The organism is Altererythrobacter sp. MTPC7 (assembly GCF_042851395.1).
Lineage (GTDB): Bacteria > Pseudomonadota > Alphaproteobacteria > Sphingomonadales > Sphingomonadaceae > CAJXSN01.
Genome location: NZ_BTGS01000016.1, coordinates 25,528 through 38,097, shown reverse-complemented (window position 1 = coordinate 38,097; position 12,570 = coordinate 25,528). Strand labels below are relative to the sequence as shown.

At 65.3% G+C, this 12,570-nt stretch carries 10 protein-coding genes; 6 read left to right on the top strand and 4 right to left on the bottom strand.

Features of this window, described 5'->3' with window-relative positions:
- Positions 1-5: 5 nt before the first annotated feature.
- From ACGHJ7_RS13020 to hemF, 3 genes are all read right to left on the bottom strand, one after another.
- The gene (locus ACGHJ7_RS13020) at positions 6-2,099 is read right to left on the bottom strand and encodes a RelA/SpoT family protein (protein ID WP_390478449.1); all 2,094 of its coding nucleotides are present in this window, start codon (positions 2,097-2,099) and stop codon (positions 6-8) included.
- An 81-nt stretch (positions 2,100-2,180) separates the two neighbouring features.
- Positions 2,181-4,085: a M1 family metallopeptidase gene (locus ACGHJ7_RS13015; RefSeq protein ID WP_390478446.1), complete on the bottom strand. Its 1,905-nt coding sequence runs from the start codon at positions 4,083-4,085 to the stop codon at positions 2,181-2,183.
- Positions 4,086-4,175: 90 nt separating this feature from the next.
- Positions 4,176-5,033 (bottom strand): oxygen-dependent coproporphyrinogen oxidase, encoded by an 858-nt coding sequence (hemF, locus tag ACGHJ7_RS13010; protein ID WP_390478444.1) that lies wholly within the window; start codon positions 5,031-5,033, stop codon positions 4,176-4,178.
- A gap of 44 nt (positions 5,034-5,077) precedes the next feature.
- Between hemF and pdeM the strand changes: the two genes are divergently transcribed.
- Both pdeM and infC read left to right on the top strand, forming a co-directional pair.
- Complete coding sequence (gene pdeM, locus ACGHJ7_RS13005; protein ID WP_390478441.1) at positions 5,078-5,797, top strand: ligase-associated DNA damage response endonuclease PdeM; 720 nt, start codon at positions 5,078-5,080, stop codon at positions 5,795-5,797.
- Positions 5,798-5,920: 123 nt separating this feature from the next.
- On the top strand, positions 5,921-6,439 hold the full coding sequence (gene infC / locus ACGHJ7_RS13000) for a translation initiation factor IF-3 (protein ID WP_390478496.1): 519 nt from the start codon (positions 5,921-5,923) through the stop codon (positions 6,437-6,439).
- Positions 6,440-6,723: 284 nt separating this feature from the next.
- On the opposite strand, the gene ACGHJ7_RS12995 is transcribed toward infC, so the two are convergent.
- Positions 6,724-7,581: a hypothetical protein gene (locus ACGHJ7_RS12995; RefSeq protein ID WP_390478438.1), complete on the bottom strand. Its 858-nt coding sequence runs from the start codon at positions 7,579-7,581 to the stop codon at positions 6,724-6,726.
- A gap of 120 nt (positions 7,582-7,701) precedes the next feature.
- On the opposite strand from ACGHJ7_RS12995, the gene ACGHJ7_RS12990 reads away from it, so the two are divergent.
- From ACGHJ7_RS12990 to purT, 4 genes are all read left to right on the top strand, one after another.
- Positions 7,702-9,114: an SLC13 family permease gene (locus ACGHJ7_RS12990; protein WP_390478436.1), complete on the top strand. Its 1,413-nt coding sequence runs from the start codon at positions 7,702-7,704 to the stop codon at positions 9,112-9,114.
- 148 nt (positions 9,115-9,262) lie between these two features.
- A complete protein-coding gene (locus ACGHJ7_RS12985; RefSeq protein WP_390478434.1) occupies positions 9,263-10,594 on the top strand; it encodes a cystathionine gamma-synthase family protein in 1,332 nt (443 codons plus the stop codon).
- A 4-nt stretch (positions 10,595-10,598) separates the two neighbouring features.
- Positions 10,599-11,399, top strand: a complete 801-nt coding sequence (locus tag ACGHJ7_RS12980) for an SDR family NAD(P)-dependent oxidoreductase (RefSeq protein ID WP_390478431.1) — start codon at positions 10,599-10,601, stop codon at positions 11,397-11,399.
- Positions 11,399-12,568, top strand: coding sequence for a formate-dependent phosphoribosylglycinamide formyltransferase (gene purT, locus ACGHJ7_RS12975; RefSeq protein ID WP_390478429.1), 1,170 nt, complete (start codon positions 11,399-11,401; stop codon positions 12,566-12,568). Before ACGHJ7_RS12980 ends, purT begins: the two co-directional genes overlap by 1 nt.
- Positions 12,569-12,570 lie beyond the last annotated feature (2 nt).

Sequence of the window (12,570 nt, the reverse complement as noted above, 5' to 3'; positions counted from 1 at the left end):
GCCCCCTATCCCCTGTCGGCTTGCGCCACCGCGTCGCTGGCCCTCAGTGCGCTCAAGATTCGGGTGAGGTGCGCCAGGTCCTGGACCTCAAGCTCGATCTCGTAGCTGGTGAAGGGGTGGTCCAGCTGGGTCTGTTTCAGGCTGCGGACATTGACGTGGTTCTTGGCGAAGATGCCGGCCATTTCCGCCAGCGTCCCGGTCCGGTCGTACAGCGTCACCTTCAGCCGGCCGACCGCGCCCTGGCTGCGCTTGTCCCATTGCAGGTCCAGCCAGTCGTTATCGATGCCGCTGGCCAGCGTCAGGCAGTCGATGGCATGGACCTCCACGCTCTTGTTCGGATGGCGCAGGCCCACGATCCGGTCGCCGGGGACGGGATGGCAGCAGGTGGCGAGGCGGAAGCCGACGCCCGGCGTCAGTCCGCGGATCGAGATCGCCCGCTCGCGCCTGATCCAGTCGGGGTCCCCGCCCTCGATCTCGGCGGTGCAGCCCGGCACAAGCGCCTCCATCACGTCGCGGTCGTCGATCTTTGCCGCGCCGACGGCGAAGTACAGATCGTCCTCGTCTTCCAGTTCCAGCCGCTTGACCGCGGCACGAATGGCTTTCTTCCCGATCTTGGCAGGCACGCGGTCGGCGATGTCGTCGAACAGCTTGTGCCCCAGCGCCTCGATCTCGTCGCGTTCCTTCAGCCGCACGGCCCGGCGGATGGAGGCGCGTGCCTTGCCTGTCACGACGAACCCCAGCCACGACATCTGCGGTTCGGCATCCTTGCCCTTGATGATCTCCACCACGTCGCCATTCGCCAGCTGCGTGCGCAGCGGCATGTGCCGGCCATTGACCTTGGCCCCGACCGTCTGCGCGCCCAGATCGGTATGCACCGCAAAGGCGAAGTCGACCGGCGTCGCCCCCTTGGGCAGCTGGAACAATGCCCCCTTCGGCGTGAAGGCGAAGATACGGTCCTGGTAGATCGCCATGCGCGCGTGTTCGAGCAGTTCTTCGGCATCGTGGCTGGCATCGACGATCTCGATCAGGTCGCGCAGCCACGCCACCTGTCCATCGTGCGAATCCTGCTGCTTGTAGGCCCAATGTGCTGCCAGACCGAAGCCGTTGGTCCGGTGCATGTCGTGGCTGCGTATCTGCACCTCCACCCGCATCGACTTGTCGAAGATGAGCGAGGTGTGGAGCGAGCGATACCCGTTGTTTTTCGGCGTGGAGATGTAATCCTTGAACCGGCCGGGAATGAACTGCCACGTCGTGTGCAGCAGGCCCATCGCGCGGTAGCAATCCTCCACGCTGTCCGTCAGCACGCGGAAGGCGAAGATGTCGGTGATCGCATCGAAGCTGACATGCCGCTCCGCCATCTTGCGCCAGATGGAATAGGGCTGTTTCTCGCGGCCATGCACCTCGACCTGCAGGCCCGCCTCTGCCAGCGCCTGCTTGATGGCGAGCGCAATGGCATCGACCTGGCCGCCATCGCTTTCGCGGATCTGAGTCAGGCGGCCCGTAATGGTCTCGTACGCCTCCGGCTCCAGGTGCCGGAACGCCAGCGCTTGCATCTCGCGCATGTATTCGTACATGCCGATGCGCTCTGCCAGCGGGGCATAGATATCCAGCGTCTCGCGGGCGATGCGGCGGCGCTTCTCCTCCTTCTTGATGAAATGGAGCGTGCGCATATTGTGCAGCCGGTCGCCCAGCTTCACCAGCAGGACGCGGATATCCTCGCTCATCGCCAGCAGGAATTTGCGCAGATTTTCCGCCGCGCGCTCGTTCTCCGGCATCTGCTCGATTTTGCTGAGCTTGGTCACGCCATCGACCAGCCGGGCGACATCCTTGCCGAAATTCTTCTCGATATCGTCGATCGTTGCCAGCGTATCCTCGACCGTGTCGTGGAGCAGCGCGGTCATGACCGTCGCCTGGTCCAGCTTAAGGTCGGTCATCAGCCCGGCGACTTCTACCGGATGGCTGAAATAGGGATCGCCGCTGGCGCGCTTCTGCGTGCCGTGTTTCTGCACGGTGTAGACATAGGCGCGGTTGAGCATCGCCTCGTCGGCGTCGGGGTCGTATTCCTTGACCCGTTCAACAAGTTCGTACTGGCGCAGCATCGCATCCCATGATGTGACGCCGCGCCCCGATATTGCAATGCAAAACGTGCAGGCAAAGGCGCGAAAAGGCGGGAGCGGGCGCTATTCCCCCGCCGCCAGCACGCGGTCGACGCCTGCCCGTGTGACCGAGTGATAGCTCGCCCGCGTGCGATCGTAGATGCGGGAGGCGATGGGCCGACCCCAATCGCCCTCGTTCCACAGCGTCTCGAACAGCGGGCGGACGAATTTCGCGCGGCCGACGCGGGCCAGGAATTCCTCGGCCTGCGGCACGGCAGGTTCGAAGCGATTGTCCAGAGCCAGTTCGAGCCACAGGAAGCGGATCTCGTTATTGCCGGTCTGCGACAGGCCCAGCGCATCGTCCAGAGCCGCAAGCTGGGCGGCGCTGCGCGCGCCCTCGATACCGTGCAGGAATCGCATCTGCTCCGCCGCGGTCCAGCCGGACCAGCCTGCCGGAATGACATCATTGTACGCATAAGAGGTGACGGCGGCATCGACCTCGGCAAAGGCGGCGGGGTCCGGGCGCTTCACATTGGACGGCAGGCCGGGTTCGAAGATCCATTCGCGCAGCATCAGCGCCTCGCGTTCGGCATCGCTTGCCACGAGGTTTTCCAGCATGTCGGCATGGAACATCTCGCTCGTCGCAGGCTGGAAGGCGTGGTTGTCGAACCACTGGCGCAGCCATGCATCGAAGCGCTCGCGCCCGACGATACTTTCCACCGTCATCAGGAAGAACGCGCCCTTGTCATAGGCGATCGCGCTGCCGAGTTCATATCCGCCTTCCGTGCTGAGCGCAGTGCCGGGCGCATCCATGCCGACCTCGGCCAGCGTTTCCTCGATATTGGCGAACATCAACGCGGCTTCCTGCGCCGCGCGCTGCTCCCCGTAGACTTCCTCAACGATCCGGTTCTCGAAATAGGTGGTCACGCCCTCGTTCAGCCAGCTGTCGCCCCAGACGGCATTGGTGACGAGATTGCCTGACCAGCTATGCGCCAACTCGTGCGCGACAAGGCCGTTGTTGGACCGGTCCCCGGCGATGAATGTCGGCGTGAGGAAAGTCATCACCGGGTTCTCCATGCCGCCATACGGGAAGGCAGGCGGCAGGACGATCATGTCGTAGCGGCCCCAGCGATAATCGCCGTAAAGGGCCTCCGCCGCCTCGACCATGGCCTCGGTATCGCCCACTTCGCGCGCAGCGCGCGGCAGCACGGACGGCTCCGCCCACACTCCGGTGCGCGGGCCCGTGGCGGCGAAGTCGATATCGCCCGCCGCGATGGCAATGAGATAGGGTGGGACCGGCTTGTCCATCACGAAGGTGAAGGCGCGGCGTCCGTTGCCGAGATTTTCGGGCTCGCCCTGGCGCACCCCGCTCATCACCACGTCGAGCGGCTTTGGCGCGGTGATGCGCGCCTGCCACGTCTGGCGGATGCCGGGGCTGTCCTGCGTCGGAATCCATGTCCGGTTGAGGATCGCCTGACCCTGGCTGAAGAGGAAGGGATGCTCGCCCCCTGAGGTTTGTTCCGGCGTCAGCCATTGCAGGGCTGCGGCATCGGGGGCGGCCTTGTAGGTAATCTCGACCTGCCGCGCAGCGCCGATGGAGATGGTCAGCGGCGCGCCCTTCCCCTCGACCGCGTCGCCGATGACGAAGTCCAGCGGATTTCCGGCGCCGTCGGTCACCTGCTCGATGACCAGCCCGTTGCTGTCGAGCACGATCTCGTCCGCATCGTCCCGCGCATTGAGGACGAGGCCGGCCGTCCCGCCAATCGCCTTGCCGTCGAAATCGAGCGCCAGGTCGAGGGCGACATGGACCACCCGCGCGACCTGAGGCTGGGCGAAGGTCAGCGTGTCGACCGCTTCCGGCGAAGTCAGGATCGGCGCGGTGGTCATGGGCCTGATACCCATCGGGTCGCTACCGACCGCAGTGGACGGCACAGAGGTGCAAGCGGTCGCTGCTGTGGCGAGGAGGGCGGCAAGGATGGGGCGGTGCATGAAAAACTCCGGGAAAAACGATTGCCTCGGGGCTAGCGGGGCCCGTGATAAGCTGGCCTGAACAGCTCCGAACGGGGCTGGGAAGTCTCGTCAGCTCCACTCAGCGCGGGGCGGCAGGCTCATCAGGATGGCGTCAATATTGCCGCCGGTCTTCAGACCGAACAGCGTGCCGCGATCGTAAACGAGGTTGAATTCGGCATAGCGCCCGCGCCATTCGAGCTGCTGGCGTTCTTCATCGGGCGTGAATTCCAGCTCCATCCGGCCGCGAACGAGCTGCGGATAGATGTCGAGGAACGCTTCGCCCACATCGCGGGTAAAGGCGAAGTGACGCTCGAAATCGGCGTCGTTGTCGCATTCCAGGTGGTCGTAGAAGATGCCCCCGACGCCGCGGTGGCACTGGCGGTGGGGGATGTAGAAATACTCCTCCGCCCATTTGCTGAACCGGTCGTAATAGGTCGGGTTGTGCGCTGCGCAGGCGGCGCGCATCCGTGCGTGGAAAGCCTGCGTATCCTGCTCGTAGGGGATCGGCGGGTTGAGATCGGCCCCGCCGCCGAACCATGCCTTCCCCGTGGTCAGGAAGCGCGTGTTCATATGCACTGCGGGCACGTGCGGATTGGCCATATGCGCGACCAAGCTGATGCCGGTCGCCGTGAAGACCGGATTGTCCGGATCGACACCGTTCATCGTCTTGGCAAAGTCGGATGCGAAGCTGCCCTGCACGGTCGAGACATTGACGCCGACCTTCTCGAACACGCGGCCCTTCATCACGCCGCGCACCCCGCCGCCGGGGTCCGCATTGCCCTCTTCCACGCGGTTCCACGGGGTATATTCGAAGCCTGCATCGGAGCCTGCCTCCCGCTCGATCGCCTCGAATTCGGTGCAGATGCGGGTGCGAAGATCCTCGAACCAGGCGCGGGCCTGTCCGGAATGGGTCGTCCAGTCGTTCATGGCGCCCTCTTGCCAAGCTGCCGCCATCGCGGCAATAGCGGTGCATGGTTCCCGTTTCGTTCGCTGATACAGAGCTGCTGCTCACGAAAGGCCGCGCGTTGTTCTGGCCGCGCGAGAATGCGCTGCTGGTGGCCGACCTGCATCTCGAAAAGGCGAGCTTCTATGCCCGGCATGGCCAGATGCTGCCGCCCTACGACACGCGCGAGACCTTGGAACGGGTGGCGAAGGAAGTGCGCGAGACAGGGGCGAGGCGCGTCATCACGCTGGGCGACAATTTCCATGATGCCGATGGCGCGACGCGGCTGGACGATCACGATTGCGCGTTGCTGGAATCGCTGACCGGCTCGCTCGACTGGATCTGGATCACCGGCAATCACGATACGCGCCGGGACGGCAGCGTCGCGGAGGCGCGTTGCGGCGGGACCTTGGTCGAGGAGATGGAGCTTGGCGGCGTGATCCTGCGGCACGAGGCAAAACGGGGGGAGACCCGCCCGGAAATCTCGGGCCATTACCATCCCAAGCTGACGGTCAGCGTGCAGCGCCGCCGCATCAGCCGGCCCTGCGCCGTGCTGGCGGATACGGGCGCGGGAACGCACCGGATAATCGCGCCTGCCTTCGGCGCGTTCACCGGCGGGATGCCGGCAGGCGACCGCGCCATCCTGAAAGCTTTGCAACCCGCCCGTTCGATAGAGGCCATCCTTCCGGCCGGGGGGCGTCTCGCCCGCTTCCCGCTGTGGCGGGAGGGGGCACGGGTCGCGGCATGAGGCGGACAAAAGGCGCGCATCCTTCTCAATCCACCTAGCAAAAGTCGCGATTTGGCCTTATGTGAAGGCTCCAACGAAACAAGACAAAGGAATCGCCCCATAGCTCGTCCACCCCGTCGTTCCCTGCAGCCGCCGACCAAGAGCGGCCCTCGCTACGACCAGTTCATCCAGTCCGAGAAAGTCCGCGTCATCGATGATGAAGGCGAAAATCTCGGTGTCATGTACACCAATGAAGCGATCGAACAGGCGGCCGAAGCCGGCCTGAATCTCGTCGAGGTGTCGCCGAATGCGAATCCGCCGGTCTGCAAGTTCCTCGATGTGGGCAAGCACCGGTTCGAAGCGCAGAAAAAGGCCAATCTGCAGCGCAAGACGCAGAAGACGCAGGACATCAAAGAGGTCAAGATGCGTCCGAACATCGATACGCACGACTACGATGTCAAAATGCGCAACGTGAACAAGTTCATCGACAATGGCGACAAGGTGAAGGTGACCCTGCGGTTCCGCGGGCGCGAGATGGCGCACCAGAACCTGGGCATGGACCTGCTGAACCGTGTCCGCGACGACATGGAAGAAACCGCCAAGGTCGAGGCTTTCCCGCGGCTCGAAGGTCGCCAGATGCTGATGGTCCTCGCGCCGAAGTGACGGTGCAGGCTTGAGCGGGCCGGAACCGTTCCGGAAACCTTTCTTCCGCCGCCGAAAGAGGAGCGAGGCCGGGTGGTTCGCGCGGTTCGGCCAATGGCTGGACCGGGGTTCGCCAGGCAAACCGCCGCGCGATAAGCGTCCGCCGGATAAAGGACCGGAAAGCGGAGGGGGACCGGAAAGCGGAACGCCTGTCATCCCGACAGGGCCCGGCGGGTCCGGACTATCGGGCGGCGCGGCCGCCCCCCCTCGATGAGGACGCGCGCCTCCACTCCGGCGATTGAGGCCTACTCGGTCCGGAAATCCAGCACGGTAAACCGCGCAGGGCCGGTGGCATAGACGCCGTGCCCTCGTCCGCCCTTGCCGCCCAGCGTAAAGCCGATGCGCGCGGCGTTTTCCAGCGACCGGCGAAATTCGCCCGGTGCGCGGTCGCGGGTAAAGGCTGTCACCGCAGCCCAGTTGTCGTCCAGATCGATACTGACCGTATGCGTTCCGGGTCGCAGGCGGACAACCTTGTCCGCGGGCGAATACCAGCGGGCGAATCGGTACTGGTCTCGCCCGCTCCAATTGTCCCCACGCACCTGGAAATACAGGGACAGGGTCGCAGGCGTCCCGGGATATTCCTGGGGATGGAACTGCGTGCCCGGCGCCGCGTCGATGCGATAGGTCATCGTGATGCGCCTTGCATCCGCAAGGTCCACCTGCATCGCGGAGGCAGGTGCGGTCACGTAATGAACGTGCCCTGCCTGCGGGCGCGGGTAGGGAAAATCGAAGCTCCACCCGCCAGCATTGGCCGATCCTTGCTGCGTCGGCCTCAGCGGCATTCCGGGCGAACGGCTTTTCCCGCGTATGACGGGTCCGATTTCCCAATTTGAAGCATTCGCAGCCGGCCCGCTGAAGGCCGCTTGTACGGGTGCCTGCAAGCGGTAGCGTTCGGGCGTCCCTGCCCCAGTTGTCCCGCGAGACCTGACCGGCGCGGAGGTTTCTACCTTCGCGGGAACGGGCGCGCGCACGGCAGGCGTATCGACGCCGGGATAGGGCCGCGCCTGCCTGTATTCCTGGCCCATCGCCGTCGCTGCAAACGCAGTAGCCGCAAGCCCGCTCGCAGCGATCGAACAGGTGGCAATAAGGGAAGCTGTCTTCATGCGTTTCATACTGCCATGAAGCGACCCAACCGGACCTGACGTTCCCGTTCACGTGCGCGAAAGTGCCCTTCCCCTGCCCGCCAAGCTGTGGTTGAACCGGCGACGGAGGGGAATTCGAGGATGACTGCACGAACAATCGGGCTGCTGGTCGGCGCGCTGGCCCTGGCATTCGGCGTTTTCGCGCCGCCACCTGCCGGGATGAGCCGGGAGGCGTTCATCGTGGCGGGGCTGGTCGTCCTGATGGCGGCGTGGTGGATGACGGAAGCCCTGCCGCTGACCGCAACCGCGCTGATGCCATTCATCGTCCTGCCCTTCGCCGGGGTCAGCGACGCGCGGACAACGGCCAGCACCTATTATTCCCCGATCCTGTTCCTCCTGCTGGGCGGCGCGTTCATCGCTCTCGCCATCGAACGCACGGGGCTGCACAAGCGACTGGCGACGGCGATCCTGAATGCGCTGGGACAGCGCGGCGGGCAGGCAGGACTGCTCATTGCCTTCATGGCGAGCGCGGCGATCCTGAGTATGCTCATTTCCAATACCTCCACCACGCTCATCATGATGCCGATGGCGCTTGCCGTCCTGGCCGGGGGAGGAAGCGTGGAAGACACGGCGGACGGTCTTTACGGCGCCTTGCCGATGGGGATCGCCTTTGCCGCCAGCATCGGCGGGCTGGGCACGCTGGTCGGGTCCCCCACCAATGCGATTGCGGTGGGCCTGTTGGAGACTTCCATCGGCGTGCAGATCAGCTTTGCGGAGTGGATGCTGTACGGCCTCCCCGTCGTGCTGATCGGCGTGCCCGCAGCGGCGTTAGTCATCGCGCGGGTGCAGCGGGTCGCCGCGCACCCCTTCGATGTGGCCAAGGCGCGAGACGCCATCGCCCAAGATGCGCCTCTCGGCACGCCGCAGAAGCGGGTCATGGCAGTGGTGGCCATCACGTTCCTGGCCTGGATGACCAGGCTGCTGGTCGCGCCCTACCTCCCCGCTGGCAGCTGGACGGACGGGACGATCGCCATCATCGCCAGCCTCGCGCTGTTCCTGCTGCCAGACGGCACGGGCCGCCCGCTGCTGACCTGGCAGGAAGCCGACCGCGCGCCATGGGGCGTCATCATGATGTTCGGCGGCGGGCTGGCCCTCGCCGCGGGCATGGGCGCGAGCGGGCTTGCCGACTGGCTTGGCAATGCGCTGCTGGTGCTGGAAACCGTGCCGCTGCTGCTGGTCGCGCTGGCACTGGTGGCGATGGTCGTCCTGATTACCGAGTTCGCCAGCAATGTCGCCACTGCCAGCGCGATCATCCCGGTCGTCGCCAGCCTGGTCGTCGCGCTGGGGGCCGACCCGGTGCTGCTTGCCATGCCGGCCGCTCTCGCCGCCAGCTGGGGCTTCATGCTGCCGGCCGGAACCGGACCCAATGCCATCGCGTGGGCGACGGGCCGGATCAGGATAGAACGCATGGTGAAGGCGGGCCTGATCCTCGACCTGCTCGGCATCGGCCTGATCGTCGGCGCGGTCTGGCTGGTGGCTGCTGTGTTCGCTTGAAGCGGACGGGCGGACACGATAATCGCCGCCCTATCACGACGCGCCCGGTGGAGATGCGCTCCTGCGGAGGTTAGGAGCGGGCCGCCCCGACGGTGCAGATCACGGCTCCTGCCTTCCTGGGAGCATATGTAACAGGAAGCCTGTCCCAATGACCGATACGCCCAGCACCGCCGATTCCGCAACCGAGCAGCCGACCCCGCGCCGCAATCCCAAGCCAGAGGTCACGACCATCGGCGGACGCGAACTGAAGCCTGCAACCCTGATGATGGGCCACGGCTTCGACCCCGCCCTGTCCGAAGGTTCGCTGAAAAGTCCCGTTTTCCTTACCAGCACCTTCGCCTTCGAGAGCGCGGCGGCGGGCAAGCGTCACTTTGAAGGCATTACCGGCCAGCGCCCGGGCGGCGCAGACGGCCTCGTCTATTCACGCTTCAACGGCCCGAACCAGGAAATCCTGGAGGATCGCCTCGCGATCTGGGACGGCGCGGAAGAAGCGCTCAGCTTCTCCAGCGGCATGACCGCTATCGCCATCCTGATGCTGGCCGCGTGCAAGGCGGGTGACGTGATCGTCCATTCCGGACCGCTATACGCCGCCTCGGAAGGCTTCGTCGCCAAGACCATGGCGAAATACGGCGTGACCTATATCGACTTCCCCGCCGGCGCGAGCGCCGAGAAACTGGACGAGGTAATGAAGGCGGCGAAGGCCAAGGCCGAGGAACAGGGCGGCGAGGTTCCGCTGATCTACCTCGAAAGCCCGGGCAACCCGACCAATGCGCTGGTCGATATCGAGGCGGTAAAGGTAGCGCGCGATGCGCATTTCGATCCCGACCGCTGTCCTATTGCGATCGACAACACCTTTCTCGGCCCCCTGTGGCAGCGTCCGCTGGAGCACGGCGCGGACTTGGTGGTCTACAGCCTGACCAAATATGTCGGCGGCCATTCCGACCTCGTGGCGGGCAGCGTTGCCGGGCCGAAGCGGTTCATCGATGCCATTCGCGCGCTCAGGAACACGATGGGCGGCATTGCCGATCCCAACACTGCGTGGATGCTGTGCCGCAGCCTCGAGACCGTGGAACTGCGCATGCAGCGCGCCGGCGAGAACGCTGCCAGGGTCTGCGAATTCCTGAAACAGCATCCCAAGGTCGACGGCCTGGGCTATCTCGGCATGATCGAGGACGAGCGTCAGAAGGACATCTACGACCGGCATTGTCTGGGCGCAGGCAGCACCTTCTCGCTGTTCCTGAAAGGCGGCGAAGAGGAATGCTTCCGCTTCCTCGACAATCTGAAAGTCGCCAAGCTGGCCGTCAGCCTCGGCGGGACGGAGACACTCGCCAGCCACCCGGCCAGCATGACCCACCTCTCGGTCGCCCATGGCCGCCGGCAGGAACTCGGCATCACCGACAGCCTGGTGCGTATCAGCATCGGGATCGAGGACGCGGACGACCTGATCGCCGACTTCGAGCAGGCGCTGGAAGCGGTCTGATCCGATGAGCGTGCCCAGCCCCGTCTGTCTCGTCATCGGAGCCGGTGCCGGGATCGGCGGGCACGTGGCGCAGCGCTTCGCCGGGGGCGGCTATCATGCCGTCCTTGCCCGGCGGTCGGACGAGGCGGGGCTGGCGAAGCTGGTCCGGCAAATCGAGGATGCAGGAGGCGAGGCGAGCGGCACGCTTCTGGATGCCGCTGCGGACGGCACGATCGAAGATCTGGTGGGATGGGTCGAAAGCGATATCGGCCCGATCTCCTGCGCGCTCTACAATCTGGGCGCGCAGATCGGGAACCGGGTACTGGGCGACACACCGCACCGGACCTTCGAACTGGGTTGGCGGCTGGGCACGTTCGGCCTCTTCCGGCTCGCCCACATCCTTGCCCCGCGCATGGTCGAGCGCGGGGCCGGAACGATCCTCGTCACCAGCGCTACCGCGGCCGTGCGTGGCAATGCCGGGCAGCATAGCCACGCTGCGGCGATGGGCGGGCGGCGGATGCTGTGCCAGACCCTGAATGCCGAACTGGCACCGCAGGGTGTCCATGTGGCGCACGTGGTGGTCGATGGGCCTGTCGATGCGCCGGATACGCTGGGCAGGATGCTGGGCGAGAATTTCGAGGCGTACAAACTGGCACAGGGCGAGGACGGCATGATCGACCCCGCTGCGATCGCCGAAACCTACTGGCACCTGGCGCACCAGCCGCGCAATTGCTGGAGCCACGAAGTGGATATCCGGCCCTTCTCCAACACCGCGTGGTGGAACGACAGTCCGCCGCCCGGGCTTTCTGCGAAAGACGTGACCTGATGGCGTTCACTGCGAAGATCCTGCTCCTCGGCTCCGGCGAACTGGGGCGCGAATTCGTTATCTCGGCAAAGCGGCTGGGCGCGTATGTCGTCGCTTGCGACAGCTATGCTGACGCGCCGGCAACGCAGGTGGCGGACGAGAGCGAGGTCTTCTCCATGCTCGACGGCGAGGCCTTGCGCAGCGTCGCCCAGCGGCACGAACCCGATTACGTCGTGCCCGAGGTCGAGGCGATCCGGACCGAGGTGCTGGCCGATCTCGAAGCGTCCGGGTTCAATATCGTGCCCAGCGCACGCGCGACACAGATGACCATGAACCGCGACGCCATCCGCGATCTGGCGGCGCAGGAACTGGGGATTACCACCAGCACCTATCGCTATGCCGAAAGCCTGGACGAGGTGCGCGCTGCGGCCGAGGTGACGGGTTTTCCCTGCGTCATCAAGCCGGTCATGTCCTCCTCCGGCAAAGGCCAGAGCACCGTGCATTCGGAGGGGGAGTTTGAGGCTGCATGGGACTACGCCTGCGCCGGTATGCGCGGCGACCGGGCGCGTGTCATCGTCGAAGGCTTCATCGATTTCGACTATGAAATCACGCTACTGACGGTGCGTCACAAGGACGGCGTGACCTTCTGCCCGCCCATCGGCCATCGGCAGGAACGCGGGGACTACCGCGAAAGCTGGCAACCGGTCGCCATGGCGGACGGCGCCATCGCGGCGGCGCAGGACATGGCCCGCCGGGTCGTGGATGCGCTGGCATCAGGCGGGGCGGGCTACGGCCTGTTTGGCGTCGAGTTCTTCGTGCGGGGGGAGGAGGTCATCTTCTCCGAACTCAGCCCCCGGCCCCACGATACGGGTATGGTCACGCTGGCGAGCCAGAACCTGTCGGAATTCGACCTTCACGCACGGGCGATCATGGGCCTGCCCATCCCGCAGGAAATCCGCGCGCGCCCGTCGGCAAGTGCCGTTATCCTGGCCGACCGGGAAAGCGAGGACTTTCGCTATGAAGGTATGGCGGACGCCATGACAGGCGGCGCGGACGTGCGCATCTTCGGCAAACCCGTGACCCGCCCATATCGCCGGATGGGTGTCGCACTCGCCTCGGCGGTGGATACCGATACCGCTCGCCGTGTTGCAGGCGAAGCGGCATCGGCGATCACGATTTCCTACGAATGAAG